This is a genomic window from Microbacterium sp. Leaf159, assembly GCF_001423615.1.
Lineage (GTDB): Bacteria > Actinomycetota > Actinomycetes > Actinomycetales > Microbacteriaceae > Microbacterium.
Genome location: NZ_LMOU01000002.1, coordinates 745519 through 762924, shown reverse-complemented (window position 1 = coordinate 762924; position 17406 = coordinate 745519). Strand labels below are relative to the sequence as shown.

General features: G+C 71.1%; 15 protein-coding genes. 5 read left to right on the top strand and 10 right to left on the bottom strand.

Annotated elements, in window-relative coordinates:
- Nucleotides 1-43: 43 nt before the first annotated feature.
- Both ASF80_RS17345 and ASF80_RS17340 read left to right on the top strand, forming a co-directional pair.
- Complete coding sequence (locus ASF80_RS17345; protein ID WP_082488450.1) at nt 44-1099, top strand: LacI family DNA-binding transcriptional regulator; 1056 nt, start codon at nt 44-46, stop codon at nt 1097-1099.
- Complete coding sequence (locus tag ASF80_RS17340; RefSeq protein WP_056313379.1) at nt 1096-2196, top strand: glycerate kinase; 1101 nt, start codon at nt 1096-1098, stop codon at nt 2194-2196. Before ASF80_RS17345 ends, ASF80_RS17340 begins: the two co-directional genes overlap by 4 nt.
- Before the next feature lie 21 nt (nt 2197-2217).
- Here ASF80_RS17340 and pgm read toward each other — a convergent pair whose 3' ends face one another.
- Entirely contained in the window at nt 2218-3861 is a 1644-nt protein-coding gene (gene pgm / locus ASF80_RS17335; RefSeq protein WP_056313376.1) for a phosphoglucomutase (alpha-D-glucose-1,6-bisphosphate-dependent), read from the bottom strand.
- 62 nt (nt 3862-3923) lie between these two features.
- Between pgm and pheA the strand changes: the two genes are divergently transcribed.
- A complete protein-coding gene (gene pheA, locus ASF80_RS17330) occupies nt 3924-4874 on the top strand; it encodes a prephenate dehydratase (protein WP_056313374.1) in 951 nt (316 codons plus the stop codon).
- A gap of 37 nt (nt 4875-4911) precedes the next feature.
- On the opposite strand, the gene ASF80_RS17325 is transcribed toward pheA, so the two are convergent.
- The 9 genes from ASF80_RS17325 to ASF80_RS17285 all read right to left on the bottom strand — a co-directional run bounded on the left by ASF80_RS17325 (nt 4912) and on the right by ASF80_RS17285 (nt 14305).
- On the bottom strand, nt 4912-7005 hold the full coding sequence (locus tag ASF80_RS17325; RefSeq protein ID WP_056313372.1) for a molybdopterin oxidoreductase family protein: 2094 nt from the start codon (nt 7003-7005) through the stop codon (nt 4912-4914).
- Nucleotides 7002-8546 carry an FAD-dependent oxidoreductase gene (locus tag ASF80_RS17320; protein WP_056313370.1) on the bottom strand — a complete coding sequence of 515 codons (1545 nt, stop codon included), beginning with the start codon at nt 8544-8546 and terminating at the stop codon, nt 7002-7004. The genes ASF80_RS17325 and ASF80_RS17320 overlap by 4 nt, the downstream gene beginning before the upstream one ends.
- Nucleotides 8547-8548: 2 nt before the next feature.
- Nucleotides 8549-9940 (bottom strand): MFS transporter, encoded by a 1392-nt coding sequence (locus tag ASF80_RS17315; RefSeq protein ID WP_056313368.1) that lies wholly within the window; start codon nt 9938-9940, stop codon nt 8549-8551.
- A 125-nt stretch (nt 9941-10065) separates the two neighbouring features.
- On the bottom strand, nt 10066-10350 hold the full coding sequence (locus ASF80_RS17310) for a DUF6457 domain-containing protein (RefSeq protein ID WP_056313365.1): 285 nt from the start codon (nt 10348-10350) through the stop codon (nt 10066-10068).
- The gene (locus ASF80_RS17305) at nt 10347-11093 is read right to left on the bottom strand and encodes a molybdenum cofactor guanylyltransferase (protein ID WP_082488449.1); all 747 of its coding nucleotides are present in this window, start codon (nt 11091-11093) and stop codon (nt 10347-10349) included. Before ASF80_RS17305 ends, ASF80_RS17310 begins: the two co-directional genes overlap by 4 nt.
- The gene (glp, locus tag ASF80_RS17300) at nt 11090-12349 is read right to left on the bottom strand and encodes a gephyrin-like molybdotransferase Glp (protein WP_235560036.1); all 1260 of its coding nucleotides are present in this window, start codon (nt 12347-12349) and stop codon (nt 11090-11092) included. Before glp ends, ASF80_RS17305 begins: the two co-directional genes overlap by 4 nt.
- A 66-nt stretch (nt 12350-12415) precedes the next feature.
- Nucleotides 12416-12625 (bottom strand): hypothetical protein, encoded by a 210-nt coding sequence (locus tag ASF80_RS17295; RefSeq protein ID WP_056313719.1) that lies wholly within the window; start codon nt 12623-12625, stop codon nt 12416-12418.
- 84 nt (nt 12626-12709) lie between these two features.
- Nucleotides 12710-13744: an LLM class flavin-dependent oxidoreductase gene (locus ASF80_RS17290; RefSeq protein ID WP_056313361.1), complete on the bottom strand. Its 1035-nt coding sequence runs from the start codon at nt 13742-13744 to the stop codon at nt 12710-12712.
- Nucleotides 13745-13819: 75 nt separating this feature from the next.
- The gene (locus ASF80_RS17285; RefSeq protein WP_056313359.1) at nt 13820-14305 is read right to left on the bottom strand and encodes a MarR family winged helix-turn-helix transcriptional regulator; all 486 of its coding nucleotides are present in this window, start codon (nt 14303-14305) and stop codon (nt 13820-13822) included.
- Between the two features lie 78 nt (nt 14306-14383).
- Here ASF80_RS17285 and ASF80_RS17280 point away from each other — a divergent pair, with 78 nt between their 5' ends.
- Both ASF80_RS17280 and ASF80_RS17275 read left to right on the top strand, forming a co-directional pair.
- Entirely contained in the window at nt 14384-15562 is a 1179-nt protein-coding gene (locus ASF80_RS17280; protein ID WP_056313357.1) for an FAD-dependent oxidoreductase, read from the top strand.
- 53 nt (nt 15563-15615) lie between these two features.
- Complete coding sequence (locus ASF80_RS17275; protein WP_056313355.1) at nt 15616-17346, top strand: cation:proton antiporter; 1731 nt, start codon at nt 15616-15618, stop codon at nt 17344-17346.
- The last annotated feature ends 60 nt before the right edge of the window (nt 17347-17406 follow it).

Here is a 17406-nt window from a genome sequence, read left to right as displayed (position 1 = left end):
TCCGCTCCCCGTTCCCGCGGTCCCCCCGCAGTATGCTCGGGGCATGAGCCAGCCGGAAAGCCCTTCCCGCGTGCGTCAGCCGCGTCACGCGCGAGGCGCCGCCCCGACCCTGCACGACGTCGCCCGTGAGGCCGGTGTCTCGCTCGCGACGGCATCCCGCGTCTTGAACGGATCCGAGCGCAAGGTCGCCGAATCCTTCCGCGAGAAGGTCGAGCAGGCCGCCGCAGAGCTCGGCTACACGGCCAATGCGTCGGCGCAGGCGACAGCACGTGGCTCCTCTCCTGTGATCGCGCTGCTGGTCGCCGACATCGCCGACCCGTACTTCGGCCTGATCGCCGCCGGCGTGGCCCGCGGAGCCGACGAGCAGGGGCTCGTCGTCACGATCGCGATCACCGAGCGCGATCCGGCCCGCGAGGCGCGCATCGTGCGGGCTCTCCGAGGACAGCGGCCGCAGGGGCTCATCCTCGCGGCCTCCCGCACGAACGAGCCGACCGACTCCGACACCGCGCGCGAACTGGCCGAGTACGCCCGCTTCGGCGGACGCGTCGTCACGTTCGGTGCGGGCAGCGCCGAGAACCGGCACGTCGAGATCGACAACCGCGCCGGGGCCGAAGAGCTCGGTCGGCGCATGGCGGCACTCGGCTACCGCTCGGCCATCGCGATCGCGGCGGCCGAGGGCGTGCTGACCTCCGATGAACGTCTCGCCGGGTTCCGTGCCGGCTTCGAGTCCGGCGGCGGCACGATCGACCGGGTGATCCGCGGCGACTTCCGCCGCGAATCGGGTGTGCAGGCCATGAGCGGCGCACTCGCCGACGGGGTCGAGCCGGGGACTCTCGTGTTCGGCATGAGCGACGTCGTCGCGATCGGCGCCATGTCGGCGATCCGCGACGCAGGACGCGAGATCGGCACCGACATCGCGGTGTGCGGCTTCGACGATGTCCCCTCGAGCAGCGACGTGACACCGGCGCTCACGACCGTGCGGGTGCCGCTGAGCGAGGTCGGCTACCAGGCCTTCCGCGCGACGGTCGACGCCGACTGGGAGCAGGCGGCACTGCCGCTCGAGGTCGCCGTGCGCGCGAGCACCCCGGGCCTCGCATGACCCGGGTGGTCCTCGCCCCCGACAGCTTCAAGGGCACGATCACCGCGGCGGATGCGGCGGCATCCCTCGCCGACGGCTGGGCGTCGGTCGACCCCACCGCCGACTTCGTGCACCGCCCGATGGCCGACGGAGGAGAGGGCACCGTCGCGGCCTTCGAGGCCGCGGTGCCCGGCGCTCGCCGTGTCCCGGTGGTCGTCGACGGCCCTGCCGGTGCCCGCATCGAGACGAGTTGGCTGCTGCTTCCGCCGACGACGGATGCTCCCGCCGGCACCGCGGTCGTCGATCTGGCCTCGACCTCGGGCATCGAGCTGCTCGACGAGCTGCGCCCGTGGGATGCCGACACCACCGGCTTCGGCCAGGCCATCGCCGCGGCCCTCGACCACGGCGTCTCGCGTCTCGTCGTCGGCATCGGATCGAGCGCGTCGACCGACGGCGGCACCGGGATGCTGTCATCGCTGGGTGCCCGCTTCCTCGACGTCGCGGGCGACCCGGTCGCCCCCGGCGCCCGGGGTCTCGCGGACATCGCGTCGGTCGACCTCAGCGGTCTGCGCCCGGCCCCGGAAGTGCGGGTGCTCACCGACGTGACGAATCCGCTCGTGGGCCCCCGCGGAGCCGCCGCGGTGTTCGGCCCGCAGAAGGGCCTCGCGGGCGACGACATCGCGCAGGTGGATGCCGCGCTCGCGCGCCTGGCCGACCTGCTCTCGCTCGACCCCGCCGTGCCCGGCACCGGCGCGGCCGGCGGCACGGGCGGCGCGCTGGTCGTGTGGGGTGCGACGCTTGCTCCGGGAGCAGCCGAAGTCGCAGAGCTCATCGGACTCGCGGACGCGATCGCCGACGCCGACATCGTCATCACCGGCGAGGGCTCGTACGACGGGCAGTCGGGTGATGGCAAAGTCCCCTCGTTCATCGCCGGCCTCGCGTCTGCGGCGGGGGCGACCGCACTGCTCGCTGCCGGGCGCATCACGGACGACTCCGACACGGCGCTGTTCGCGGCATCCGCTTCGCTGACCACGCTGTCCGGTTCGTCCGAGGCCGCACTCGCCGAACCCGCTCGCTGGCTGCGCGACGCCGGGGCACTGCTCGCCCGGTCGGTCTGACCGAGCGAGCATCGGCGAGACTCAGCCGCCGAGGGCGGCCGACACGACGGCTCGCGCCTCGGCCTGCACCTCGGCGAGGTGCTCGGGGCCACGCAGGCTCTCGGCGTACAGCTTGTAGACGTCCTCCGTGCCCGACGGGCGGGCGGCGAACCAGGCGTGCTCGGTCTGCACCTTGAGGCCGCCGATCGCCGCGCCGTTGCCGGGAGCGTGCGACAGCTTGGCCGTGATCTCCTCACCCGCGAGGGTCGTCGCCGAGACGGCATCCGGCGCCAGCTTGCCCAGCGTCGCCTTCTGCGCGGGGGTCGCGGGCGCGTCGACGCGCTGGTACGCGGATGCCCCGAACGCCTGCTCCAGCTCGGCGTACCGCTCCGACGGGGTCTTGCCGGTCACGGCGATGATCTCGGCCGCGAGCAGGCACAGCAGGATGCCGTCCTTGTCGGTCGACCAGACGGTGCCGTCCTTGCGCAGGAACGATGCTCCGGCCGACTCCTCGCCGCCGAACGCCACCGAGCCGTCGAGCAGCCCTGGCACGAACCACTTGAAGCCGACCGGCACCTCGAGGAGGCGTCGTCCGAGTGACTCGGCGACGCGGTCGATGATCATCGACGACACGAGCGTCTTGCCGATCGCGGCGTCGCGCGGCCACTCGGCCCGGTGCGAGAACAGGTAGTCGATCGCGACCGCGAGGTAGTGGTTCGGGTTCATCAGCCCGGCGTCGGGGGTGACGATGCCGTGGCGGTCGGCATCCGCGTCGTTGCCGGTCAGGACGTCGTAGTCGCCCTTCTTGGCGACGAGCGACGCCATCGCCGAGGGGGATGACGGATCCATGCGGATCTTCTCGTCCCAGTCGAGCGTCATGAAGCGCCACGTCGGGTCGACCTCGGGGTTCACGACGGTCAGGTCGAGGCCGTGCACCTCTTTGATGAGCGCCCAGTACTCGACCGAGGCGCCACCCAGCGGGTCGGCGCCGATGCGCACGCCGGCGTTGCGGATCGCGTCGATGTCGATGATCGTCGCGAGGTCCCGCACGTAGGCGTCACGGAAGTCGTAGCCGGGAACCGCATCCCAGTCGACGTCGGCGAAGCGCTCGCGCTTGACGTCGACCAGTCCGCCGGCGATCAGCTCGTTGGCGCGGTCGGCGATCCAGCCCGTCGCGTCGGTGTCGGCCGGTCCACCGTGCGGCGGGTTGTACTTGAAGCCGCCGTCACGGGGCGGGTTGTGCGACGGGGTGACGACGATGCCGTCGGCGCGGCCGGGAGCATCCGGTGCGAGGTCGCGGTTGAAGGTGAGGATGGCGTGGCTGAGCGCGGGCGTCGGCACCCACGAGTCACGCGAGTCCACGCGCACGTCGACGCCGTTCGCGACCAGCACCTCGATGGCGCTCCGCTCGGCCGGAAGCGAGAGGGCGTGCGTGTCGCGACCGAGGAACAGCGGGCCGGTGATGCCCTGACCCGCGCGGTAGTCGACGATCGCCTGGGTGGTGGCCAGGATGTGGTTCTCGTTGAAGCTGTTCGAGAGGGAGGAGCCGCGGTGCCCGCTGGTGCCGAAGGCGACGCGTTCGGCGGCGACCTCCGGATTCGGGACGCGGTCGTAATAGGCGGCGATCAGTTCATCGACATCGATCAGATCGGATTCTTCGGCTGGTAGACCGGCACGGCTCGTCATGCAGACAGTCTGCCCCCATCTCGGCATCCGCGCATCTTCTTGCGCCCCACCGGTGCCCTAAGGTGAAACGCGTGACTGAACGCCGCACCTACAGCTATCTCGGCCCTGCCGGAACGTTCACCGAAGCGGCGCTCGAACAGGTCGCCGAAGCACGAGGCCAGGACTGGCGCGCCGTGCACAACGTCGGCGAGGCGCTCGCCGACGTGCTCGAGGGCCGCAGCGACGCCGCGATGATCGCGATCGAGAACTCGGTCGAGGGCGGCGTCTCGACCACGCAGGATGCACTGGCCACGCTGCCGGGCCTGCGGATCGTCGGCGAGTACCTGGTGCCGGTCAACTTCGTGCTCGTGGCGCCCCGTGGCACCACGCTGGCCGATGTGCAGGTCATCGCGGCCCACCCCGTCGCCTACGCGCAGTGCCACAGCTGGCTCGGCGAGCACCTGCCGACGCACTCGCACGTGCCCGCGGCGAGCAATGTCGCCTCGGCGGTCGGCATGCTCGACGGCGGTCTTCCCGCGCAGGCGGCGATCGCCGCTCCCGGCGTCGTGAAGCATCTCGATGTCGATGTGCTGGCCCAGGACATCGGCGACAACGCCCAGGCCGTCACGCGCTTCGTGCTCGTCACCCGCACCACCACGGCACCGGCTCCCACGGGCGCCGACAAGACCTCGCTGATCGTCGAGCTGCCCAACGATCACCCCGGCTCCCTGCTCGAGATGCTCGAGCAGTTCTCGACCCGCGGCATCAACCTCTCGCTCATCCAGTCGCGTCCGATCGGCGACGAGCTCGGCCGCTACCGTTTCGTGCTCGACGCCGACGGGCACATCGAGCACGAGCGCATGGCGGACGCACTGCTCGGCATCCGCCGTTTCAGTCCCCGCGTGGTGTTCCTCGGTTCGTACCCGCGGGCCGACCGGCAGATCGTGCAGTACCCCGAGCGCTACGCCGACGACATCTTCGTCGAGGCGCGCGACTGGCTGCGCGGCATCCTCTCGGGCGAACCCGAAGACTGACCCGGGCACGCGGGCGACGCGCGGGTCGCCGGACGGTTCAGACCGCGCTGACCTGCACCAGCGCCCGCTTGAACTCCGGCATCGCCGAGTGCGGATCGACCTGGTCGCTGGTGAGCAGGTTGGCGCTCTCGGCATCGGGGTAGTGGAACGGCAGGAACACCGTGTCCGGCCTGATGTCGTGCGTCAGCTCGGCCCGCGCCTGCAGTGCGCCGCGGGAGTTCGAGATGCGGATGCCGTCGCCCTCGCCGATCCCGTGCCGGCGGGCCGTGGCGGGGTGCAGCTGTGCCACGAGGGCCGGGCGCTTCTCGGTGAGCTCGGGGATACGGCGGGTCTGCGCACCGCTCTGATACTGCTCGAGCAGGCGTCCGGTGACGAGGTTCAGCCGATCCGCGCTCGCCGTGGGATGCGAGCGCGCCCGCACGGCGACGAGCTTCGCCCGCCCGTCCGCGTGCGCGAAGCGGTCGGCGAACAGGCGCGGGGTCCCGAGGCTGCCCACGGGGAAGGGCCAGTGCGCCTCGATGCCGAGGTCGAGCAGTGCATGGCTGAGGCCCGAGTAGTCGGCGCGGCCCCCGGCAGACGCCCGGGCGAGCTCGTCGAACACCTCTGACGGGTCGAGGCTCCAGGTGCCCGGGGCGTCGAGGCGTCGGGCGAGCTCGGCCATGATCCAGAGCTCGCTGCGGGCCCCGGCGGGGGCGTCGATCGCGCGACGGCGACGCAGCACCCGGCCTTCGAGGTTGGTCATGGTGCCCTCCTCCTCGGCCCACTGCAGCACGGGGAGCACGATGTCGGCGGCCTTCGCGGTCTCGGAGAGGAAGAAGTCCGACACGACGAGCAGGTCGAGTCGACCGAGCGCCTCGCGCACTGTGGCGACGTTCGGCGCCGAGACGAAGACGTTCGAGCCGTGCACGAGCAGCGCCCGCACGCCACCGGGCAGGCCGGCGCTCTGCAGCAGCTCGACGGCCGGCACTCCGGGCCCGGGCAGGTCGTCAGGGTCGACACCCCAGACAGCCGCGACGGACGCACGCGCCGTCGGGTCGCTGATCGACTGATAGCCGGGCAGCTGGTCGGCCTTCTGCCCGTGCTCGCGTCCGCCCTGTCCGTTGCCCTGCCCCGTGAGCGTGCCGTAGCCGCAGCCGGGCGTGCCGGGCAGCCCGAGCAGCAGAGCGAGATTGATGGCGGCTGTCGCGGTGTCGGTGCCGTCGACGTGCTGCTCGACGCCGCGACCGGTGAGGATGTACGTCGAGTCGGAGCGGGCCAGCGTGCGCGCGAGCTCGCGGATGCTGCGCGCCGGAACCCCTGTGACGGTCTCGGCGCGCTCGGGCCACCACGCCGACACCGACTGGCGCAGCGCCTCGATGCCCGAGGTTCGCTGCCGCACATACCCGTCGTCGAACAGCTCTTCGGCGATCACGACGTGCGTCAGCGCCAGCAGCAGGGCGAGGTCGCTGCCGGGCACCGGCTGCACGTGGATGCCCGCGCCGTCGGCGCAGAGCCGGGCGGTGGAGCTCCGCCGCGGGTCGACGACGATGAGACCGCCCCGAGCCCGGGCACCCTGCAGGTGGGACACGAACGGCGGCATCGTGTCTCCGACGTTCGAACCCAGCAGCAGCACCGTCTCGGCGGTGTCGAGATCGGTCAGCGGGAACGGCAGGCCGCGGTCGATGCCGAACGAGCGGTTGGCGGCAGCGGCGGCCGACGACATGCAGAAGCGGCCGTTGTAGTCGATGCGCGAGGTGCGCAGCGCGATGCGGGCGAACTTGCCGAGCTGGTAGGCCTTCTCGTTCGTGAGGCCGCCACCCCCGAAGACGCCGACCGCGTCGGGGCCGTCTTCGGCGGCGATCCGTCGCAGCTGCGCGGCGATCAGGTCGAGCGTGGCATCCCACTCTGCCGGATGCAGCTCGCCGTCATCTCCGCGCACCAGGGGAGTGGTGAGGCGCCCAGTGTCGGCGAGCAGCTCGGCCGAGGTCCAGCCCTTCTTGCACAGGCCCCCGCGGTTGGTGGGGAAGTCACGCCCGGCGACGGTCACCGGCAGGGCGGTGCGGTCAGCGGTGGCGGTCGGGATGGCCGGGGCTGTGGGCGTCAGCGTCATCGCGCACTGCAGCGCGCAGTAGGGGCAGTGGGTGTCGGTCATGCGACGGCTCCCGCGTGCGCGTGCAGCAGCTCGGTGATGCGGGCGCGGCATCCACCGCATCCCGTGCCGGCGCGGGTGCAGTCGCCGACCGCGGCGACCGACGAGCATCCGTCGTCGATCGCATCCTCGATCTGCCCCACGGTGACCGCGTTGCAGATGCACAGCGTCGCGTCGCGGCCGGCGGGTGCGACCGCGTCCGCGTCGGGGTCGTCGAGCCGCAGCAGCAGCGACCGGTCGGCCGGCAGCTCGCCGCCACGCAGATACAGCACGCTCAGTTCGGCGGCGGCCCGCGGCATCCCGACCGCCACGAATCCGGTGAGGATGCCGTCGCGCGTCGCCATCTTGACGTACGTGCCGTGCTCGGGGTCGGCCCAGACCGCGACGCCGGGGGCGTCCTCCCCGGCGGGGACCGGCGCGAAGGGATCGGCTGACACGTCTCCGGCCGAGGCGATGTCGACCAGCTCGCCCTTGAGCACGACGACGCCGGGATGCTCGTCGGTGTACTCGCCCGGGTGCTCGTCGGCACTGTCGAGCTCGGCCGTGATCGACGCGGCCAGCCAGCTCGCCTGCCGCCATCCCGGACCCACGAGGCCTGCGGGCCCGCCCGGCACCTGGCGCTCGTGCAGGAACTCGGCGGGGTCGGCGACGTGCGCGCAGTCGCCGATCGCGTGGATGCGCGGATCCGACCACGACCGCAGCGAGGCGTCGACGAGCACACCGTTGCCGACGCGCAGGCCCGCCGCCTCGGCGAGCTCGGTGCGTGCCCGGACTCCGCACGAGAGCACGAGCAGGTCTCCCTCGATGCGTTTGCCGTCGGAGCTGGCGAGCGCGCGGAACCGGCGGATGCCGTCATCGCCCTCGACGCCGATCACTCCTTCTGCGCGGGTGTGCGGCACCAGGGTGACGCCGGCCGAGGCCAGTGCGGTCGACAGGATCGAGGCCGAGCCGCGATCGAGCTGGCGGGGCATCGGCATCGGACCGAAGTGCGCGACCGCGGGGATCGCCCCGGCGTCCGCGAGCAGCATCGCGAGCTCGATGCCCAGCACCCCGGCGCCCAGCACCACGACACGGCCGCCGCTCTCGACCACCGCGCGCACCTTCTCGGCATCCGACAGGTCGCGCAGCACGCAGACGCCCGTGGTGAGCCGGGTGTCGAGTCCCGTGCCGTCGGGTCCGAGCGTCTCGAGCCCGTCGAGGGAGGGGATGATCGAGCGTGCGCCCGTCGCGAAGACGAGCCGGTCGTAGCCGATAGCCGATCCTTCGGCGAGTTCGACCGTCTGCGCATCCCGGTCTATCCGCATCACGCGGGCTCCCAGGCGCAGGTCCACCCCGGGCAGGGCGGATGCGGTCGCCAGGGTCAGCTCGTCGGCGGTCGCCTCGCCGACCGCGAGCTCGGCGATCAGCACCCGGTTGTACGGGTCTGCCGTCTCGGCACCCAGCACGGTCACCGTCGCCCGTCCCTCGGCCACCAGGGGCAGGAGCTCCTCGGCGAACCGGATGCCGACGGGCCCGGCTCCGATGACGACGATGCGCTCGGACATGATCAGATCCGGTGTCCGGCGAGGGAGGGGCGCGGGATCGCGTAGACGAAGATCGTGATCAGGAGCAGCACGACGTAGGCGGCGACGAATCCGCCGAACGCCGGTGCGTACGAGCCCGTGCCGCTCTTCGCGGCGGCGAGAACCTGCGGGATCACGAATCCGCCGTATGCCCCGATCGCCGAGATCAGACCGAGGGCGGCGGCGCCCTTGCGCTGGGTGCTGACAGCGAGTGCGTCACCCGCGGTCGCGGCGCCCCGGGCGGCGAAGACGTTGGGGATCATCCGGTAGGTCGCGCCGTTGCCGACGCCTGCCGCGATGAACAGCAGCAGGAAGCATCCGAGGAACAGCGCGAAGCTGTTCGCCTCCAGGGTGACGAGCAGCGAGAGCGCCCCCACGATCATGAGCGAGAACGCGGCGATCGTCATGCGTGCTCCGCCGAACCGATCGGCGAGCTTTCCGCCGTAGGGGCGGGCGAGCGAGCCGACGAGAGCTCCGAGGAACGCGAGCGACAGCGACGCGCTGCCGATCTGGAAGGTGGAGAACTCGGGGAAGGTGTCGGCGATGAGCTTCGGGAAGACGCTGGAGAACCCGATGAACGACCCGAAGGTGCCGATGTAGAGGAGCGACAGCACCCACAGGTGGGGTTCTCGCAGTGCGGCTGCCGCCCCGGCGAAGTCAGCCTTGGCGGACGACAGGTTGTCCATGTGGCGCCATGCACCCCAGACCGCCACGAGGATCAGCGGCACCCACATCCACCCCGCGAGCGACAGGTTGAAGGTGAACGCGGCGGTGACCGAGACGACGATCGGCACCGCGAGCTGGGCGACGGACGTGCCGAGGTTTCCGCCTGCGGCGTTGAGCCCGAGCGCCCATCCCTTCTCCTTCTGCGGGAAGAAGTAGGTGATGTTCGCCATCGAGCTCGCGAAGTTGCCGCCGCCGAATCCGGCGAGGGCCGCGACCGCGAGCAGCACGCCGAACGGGGTCTCCGGGTCCTGCACGACGATGCCGAGCAGGATCGCCGGGATGAGCAGCAGCAGCGCCGAGACGATGGTCCAGTTGCGTCCGCCGAAGCGGGCCACGAGGAACGTGTACGGGAACCGCAGCGTCGCACCGACGAGGCTCGGCAGCGAGATCAGCCAGAACGACTCCGTGGTGCTCAGCGTGAAGCCGGCGGCGGGGAGCAGCACGACGACGATGCTCCACAGCTGCCAGATGATGAAGCCGAGGAACTCGGCGAAGATCGACCACCCGAGGTTGCGCCGGGCGATCGCCTTGCCCTCGGTGGCCCAGAAGGCCGTGTCCTCGGGGTTCCACCCGTCGATCCACCGGCCGGGGCGGCGCGTGAGGGTCACGGCGTGGGTGTCGACGCTGCTTCTTCCGGTGATCTGGGACATCGCGGCTCCTGCGTTCGAGAGGTGAATGCTCTGAACGTAGGCGGCGGATGTTGCAGGGCCGCACGAGTGCGATTACCGGACGATTACTTCTCGATCACATCGGGGAGGTCGCCGATGAGAGAACTTCAGGAATCCTGGTCGTCGGCACGCCAGGTCGCGGCGAGTGCGGTGATCGTCGCGGCCGCCGTGGCGGTGTTCTCGCGGCTGCCGCCGGCCCGGCCCGCCGCGAGTCCCGCGAGATAGGCGCTGAGCGGTGCGGCAGGGCGGGCGACGCCGTGCGCGACATCGCGGGCCAGGTCGAGGAGCAGCGCGATGTCGACCGACTCGCGGTCGATGTCGAGCGCTGCGCAGGCGGCGCTGGTCCAGTCCTCGAGGGCCTCGACCGGAAGATGCTGCGTGTTGTCTGTCATGTCGTCTCCTCGTCGGATGCACTCGCGATCGCGTCGTCGCGGCGGTGGGTCGACATCATCGCGCGGGCACGTTCCAGATCGTCCCACGTGTCGACGTCCATCGCCAGGTCACCGGCCGCGCGCGCCGTGAGGGCGAGGTCTGCGAGCAGCGCGCGCATCGAGGCACCGCGCCCCGCATCGGGCAGCGCGGCGACGGCCCTGCGCAGAGAGGCGGTGCGATAGCGGCCGAGCAGCCACTGCATCCGTCCCGCGGCATCGGTCAGGCAGAGGCCATCGTGGTTTTCGTTCTCGCTCGCGTTCTCGTCGTCGTCGTTGTTGTCGTCAGGCGAGAGCGGTGGATGCTGTCGCAGCACTGCGACCGCCGCCTCGGCGTTCGGCAGGTCGGCGGCGAGAACGTAGACCTCGGCGCTGTCGACCAGGGCGAGGCCGGCGGCGATGCCGGCCACGGGGCCGCCGAAGGACGGCATCTCCCGTGCCCATACGACGTCGGCGTGAAGGGGCGACGGCGGGCCGACCACGACGATCGGCTCGCAGCCGGCGACGGCGGCCACGGCCCGGTCGAGCAGGGTGCGTCCGTCGATGTCGAGCAGCGGCTTGGCCGCGCCGCCGAGGCGAGAGGCCCGGCCGCCCGCGAGGATGATCGCCGCGGTCCGTGGGGTTGCGGGCTGTGGGGTTGCGGTCCGTGGGGTTGCGGGCCGTGGCGTTGCGGGCCGTGCGGGCGCGGTGTCCGGGCTCGTGGTCACGAGAGCAGCATCACGTCGACGAGGTCGCCCGCGGTGACCGCCGATACGCCTTCGGGAACGACGGCGTAGGCATCCGCTCGCGCCAGCCCTGCGGCGAGGTGAGACCCGGACGACCCGTCCGCGGCCGCCGGGCGCACCGACCACGCGGCGGGGTCCGAGCGGTCGAGCGTCACGGGCACGTACTGCCGTCGCCCTGCCGGGCTGCGCCAGCCGGTCGTGGCGGCGAGTCGGAGCGTCGGACGGTGCCGCGGCTCGCGTCCCTGGAGCGCGAGGAGGGCCGGACGCACGAAGGCCTCGAACGAGACGGCGACGCTGGCCGGATTGCCGGGCAGGCCGAAGACCAGGGTGTCGTCGATGCGGCCGAACGCCTGCGGCCTGCCCGGCTGCATGCCCACGGCGACGAATTCGATGCGATCACGCAGCACATTCTTGACGACCTCATGGGCGCCGGCGCTGACCCCACCCGAGGTGACCACGACGTCCGCGCGGTCGAGCGCGCGTTCGAGGAGCGCCTCGAACGCGGCATCCTCGTCGGTCACCGTCTCGATCGAGATGACCTCCGCACCCGCCTGCGTGCACAGCGATGACAGGAGCACCGAGTTGGACTCGGGGATCTGGCCGTGCGCGAACGTCCCGCCGGCGGGCGCGAGCTCGCTGCCCGTCGAGATGACGGCGACGCGGGGCCGTCGTCTCACGATGATGCGGTCGACGCCGACCACCGCGAAGGCCGTCATCTGCAAGGGGCCGACGACTGTGCCGGCGGGGGAGACCTCGGCATCCGCTCGCATCTCCTCACCTCGGCGGCGGATGTGGGCTCCCTCGCGGGCGGGGGCCCTGGTGACCACGGCGGGAGCGTCGATGCCCTGCAGGCCGTCTCGGGTGTGCTCGAACGGGACGACCGCGGTCGCCATGCGGGGAACGGGGGCGCCCGTCATGATCCGGACCGCATCGCCCGGGCCGAGTTCGGGTTCGGCGGTCGACCCGGCGGGCAGATCGGTGATCACCCGCAGCGCGATCGGATGCTCGGCGGTCGCCGCGGCCACGTCCGGGTACCGCACGGCGTATCCGTCCATCGCGGAGTTGTCGAACAGTGGCGCATCCACTCGGGCGCGCACCGGCGCGGCGAGGGTTCGGCCCAGAGCATCCTCGACCCGCACGGACTCGTCCGACAGCGATGCCGTCGCGGCGAGAACCGTCGCGAGATGCTCATCGGCCGTCCGCATGGCGGGAGTCACGGCAAGAGGGGCGATACGCATGCTGTCAGCGTACGACGGTCGCGGGCGTGACCCCGCGACCGTTGCGCCTCGCCCTCCCCGTCTGGGTCAGTGCTCGCGGAACATTGGCCAGGCGCTGCCCGGCGACATGTGCGAGTGCAGCGCGCCCTTCGCCGACGCGAGATTCGGGTACGTACCCGTCGCCGCATCGGAACCCGCCATGACGACGGTGTACCCCTCATCGTCGTGTCGGATGCTGCCTGCGACACCGTTCGTGCCGTACGCCACCCAGAGTGCCAGGGTCTTGGTCGTGCTCATCATCGAACCCCTTCCGTTGCTCGTGACGCTACGCCCAGGCGCACCGGAATACCAGCCCTTGACGCGGGGTCGGGTCGCAGTCGGTCAGAGTGCCGCGGCGATGAGCTCCAGCGTCTGGGCGCGGCCGGCGGCGGAGTCGCGCGGCTCGGATTCGTAGGCACCCGCGACGGGCGACAGCATGACCTCGTCGACGCCCCACTTCGTCGCGAACGAGCGCACCTCTTCGGCGACGGATTCGCCCGTGCCGACGAACCAGCGGGAGCGGGCGGCCTCGACGACCTGGTCGGTCGCGGCATCCGACTCGGCGGCCAGTGCCTCCTCAACCGTCTCGAGCGCGATCAGCGGCTTGTTCAGGCGCAGACGCGACATCATGCGCAGCTGGGGGAGCGCGCGGGCCTCGGCCTCCTCCTGAGTGGGGGACGCGACGACGTTGACCGTCAGGAAGGTGCGGGGCTCGGGGTGCTCCTCGCTCGGCTGGTATCCGGTGCGGTAGAGGTCGAGGGCGCGCTCGAGGCCCTGCCCCGAGAAGTGGTTCGCGAAGACGTACGGCAGCCCGTGCGATGCGGCGAGCTGGGCGGAGTAGTCGCTCGATCCGAGCAGCCACACCTCGGGGCTGCCGGTGGCCGAAGGCGTCGCGTGCACGGTGTACTCGCCACCAGACGTGAAGCGCACGGTCGCGCCCTCGCCCGAGAGGAGAGCGGCGATGTCCTGCACGTTGCGAGGGAACTGCTCGACGTCGCTCGTCGTGCCCGAACCGCGCAGCAGCTGTGTGATCACGGGGTCGCTGCCGGGGGCCCGGCCGAGGCCCAGGTCGATGCGGCCGGGGGCGATGGCCTCGAGGGCGGCGAACTGTTCGGCGACGATCAGCGGAGCGTGATTGGGCAGCATGACGCCGCCCGAGCCCAGGCGGATCTGCGTCGTGCGCATCGCGGCTGCGGCGATCAGCACCGGGGGAGTGGTGGATGCCACGGCGGGCATGTTGTGGTGCTCGGCGAACCAGTAGCGGCGATAGCCGAGCCGGTCGGCGGTGGCCGCGAGGGACAGGGAGGCGGAGATCGCCTCGGCACTGGTCTGCCCGGTGCGAACCGGGACGAGGTCGAGAACGGAGAGAGCAGTCACCCCGACCCCAACGCGAGCAGGGCTCGGCGCATTCCCATCCGGACGGATCGAACGACCGGATGCCCGCCTTGCGGGTCAGGGGCGCGCGGCGCCGTGCAGCGCCTCGGTCTCCTCCTGGTTGAGTCGAGCGGCACGGACGAGGAACTCGTTGGCGAAGTCGATCTGCTCGTCGGTGAGCGTGTCGAGGTACTCGTTCCATCGCTCGGCGACCCGGCCGTACACGTGCCCGACCCGACCCATCACGGCCTCGGGGACGGCCGAGACGATCACCCGCCGTCGGTCGTTCTCGTCTCGGGCTCGAGTCACGAACCCTGCGCGTTCGAGGCGGTCGATCATCGCGGTCACGGCGCCGCCGGCAGTGAGCCCTGTGCGGGCCGCCAGCTCGCCAGGTGTGGCGGGTCCTTCGCTCAGCAGCAGCCCGACGGCCTGCAGATCGCTGCCGTTCAGGCCTCCCGAACGCGCGACGGCCTCTTGGAAGAGCACCGCTCTCGCCATGAACTCGCGCATCACCTCACCCTGGCGCGCGATCGCGGCAGCACGGGTTGACGGCTTCTCAGGCATCCGGTAGTCTCTCTAAATCAGAGAGACTCTATTTGCGAGACTCTCTCTTCTGTTCTCAGACTACCGAAGGGACGCCCCATGCCCAAGGCGCTCATCATCGGCGGTGGGGTCGCCGGACCAGCCACCGCACTGTTCCTGCAGCGCGCCGGGTGGGAGGTCGAGATCTTCGAGGCGCACAGCGCCCCCGACCCGTTCGGCGGGCTCTTCCTCAACGTCGCCACCAACGGTCTGGCTGTCCTCGACCAGCTCGGGCTGCGCGAGCGGCTCGTCGCCGACGGGCACCTGTGCCCGCGCATGGTTATGGTCAGTGGGCGGGGGCGCCCGCTCGGAGTCGTGCCGAACGGTCCCGCCGCCGACCCCGACCGGGGGAGCGTCGTGGTGCGCCGCTCCTGGTTGCACGAGGTGCTGCACGATGCCGTCGTCGCGGCCGGCATCCACCACCGCTTCGGGGCCCGGCTGCTGCGCGTCGAGGAACACGCCGACCGGGTCGTCGCGCACTTCGCAGACGGGTCCACGGCCAGCGGCGACGTGCTCGTGGGGGCTGACGGGGTCGGATCCGTCGTGCGCACGACGATCGACCCGGATGCGCCGCCGCCGGCGTCGAGCGGTCTGATCAGCGTCGGAGGGTTCTCGCGCGTGCCCGGTCTCGCACCGACCCCTGGCGAGCAGTACATGGTGTTCGGGGCGAGATCGTTCTTCGGCTACCTGGTGCGCGACGACGGCACGGTCTACTGGTTCGCCAACGTCACCGACCGGAACGCCACTCGCGACGACATCCGTGCGGTCTCCGACGACGAGTGGCTGCGACGGCTGCGCGTGCTGCACGCCGACGATCCCCAGCCCGTGCCGAGGATCCTCGACCACGTCGAGGGTGAGATCGGCGCCTATCCGCTCGCCGACCTCACTCATGTGCCGCACTGGCACCGCGGACGACTCGTGGCGGTCGGCGACGCGGTGCATGCGACGTCGCCGAGCGCCGGGCAAGGGGCCTCGCTCGCGCTCGAAGACGCGATCTCGCTCGCCAGGCACCTCCGGGACGATGTCGACCATGAGCAGGCTTTCGCCGGGTATGAGAGCGACCGACGCCCCCGCGCCGAAGAGGTCGTGGCGTACGCGCGGGCGGTCAACCGCAACAAGCGGGTGACGAAGTCGAGGCTGGGCGTCGCGCTGCGGGACGCGATGCTGCCGCTGTTCCTGCGCAACGCGGCATCCGACACCCGCAACGATCACCTCTACAACCACGTGATCCGGTGGTGACGGCGGGGGCGGATGACGGCATCCGCCCCCGCCCGCTTCGATAGCCTTTCCCCATGGATGCCGAGATCTTCTACGTGCTCGTCGGTGCTGTCATCGTGGCGGCGATCGCGCGATGGCGCGGCTGGCCGGCACCGCTGCTCGTGACGGTGGTGGCGCTCGCGGCATCCTTCCTGCCCTTCGTCCCCGACGTCGAGATCGACGGCCACCTGCTGCTCAACCTCGTGCTGCCGCCGCTGCTGTACTCGGCCGCGCTCGACGTGTCGTTCGTGGGCTTCAAGCGCAGCCTGCCGCAGATCCGTCGGCTGGGGATCACGCTCGTGCTGCTCACGACTCTCGCGGTCGGTCTCGTGGCATGGTGGATCCTGCCGTCGCTGACCCTGCCGGGCGCGCTGCTGCTGGGCGCCATCGTCGCGCCGCCGGATGCGGTCTCGGCGGCTGCGATCGGCCGCAAACTCGGGCTGCCCCGTCGCATCATGACGGTGCTCTCGGGGGAGAGCCTGATCAACGACGCGACCTCGCTGACCCTGTACCGGGTGTTCGCCGCGATCATCGCCGGAGCCACGGTGGGCATCGTCGACGGTGTCGGGCAGTTCCTGCTCGCCGTCGGAGTCGGCGTCGCGATCGGTCTCGTCTTCGGCGTCGTGCTGCACCAGCTGCGCATGCGCATCAACGACGCTGTCGTGATCGGGACGTTCGGTCTCCTCGCGCCCTTCGGTGCCTACGCGATCGCGGAGCACCTGCTCGGATCCGGTGTGCTCGCCGTCGTCGCGATGGGGCTCTATGTCGGATTCAATTCCCCTCGTACCGACTACACGACCCGCCAGCAGGAGAAGCCGCTGTGGCTGTCGGCCGACCTGCTGCTCGAGAGCTTCGTGTTCGCGTACATCGGCCTTCAGTTCCCCCGCGTCCTCAGCGACCTCGGAGGCGAGGAGGTGGGCCGAATCCTGCTGCTGTCGGGTGCCGTACTGCTGGTCGTGCTCATCACGCGGCCGCTCTACGTGTACCCGGCGAACGGGTGGGCCAACTTCCAAGACCGCAAGCGACTCGAGCGCTGGGATCGCACGGTCGAGTCCGGCGCCTTCGACGAGCGGCGCAGAGAATCGAAACGCTGGAAGGACTACAGCACGGAAGAGCTTCGCTCGAAGATCGTGCGCGACCGCATGGCCGGGCTGCAGCTGACCTGGAAGGACAATGCCGTCATCTCGTGGGCGGGAATGCGCGGCGTCGTCACGCTCGCGACAGCGCTCGCCGCGGCCGACCTCGCCGCCCTCGACACCGAACCGTCGCACGCGATCGTCGTCGTCGCCTTCATCGTGACGGTCGGCACCCTGCTGCTGCAGGGGCTCACGCTGCCGCTGCTGATCCGTGGGCTCGGCATCGCCAGCGATGTCGACGATCAAGACGACGAAAGGGCGATCGCCGAGGTCAGGGAGAAGAGCCGCAAGGCGGGCAAGGAGTTCCTGGCCGAGAAGCGCGTCGAGTGGGAGCAGAAGTACGGCGAGGTCGACCTCAGCGTCTTCGACGGATTCACCAAGCGCATGACCAGGGTCGAGAGGGACACCGACGAGGCGCAGGAGGTCGAGGATGCCGCGGCCAGACCGTCGTACGACGACCTCGTCGCCCTGTCGCGTGGGTGGCTGCAGGTGCGCCGCGACATCCTGCTCGCGGAGCGCGACGCCGGCAACCTCGACGAGGAGGTCATGCGCGAGCTGATGACCGCGATGGATGCCGAGGAGCTCGCGCTCGACACGCGCGGCGCCACTCGGCAGCAGGGCCGCGCATAGCGCCGACTCAGTTTTCGAGCGCATCCGGCGGCTGCGGAAACATCCGCCGCACGCATGCAC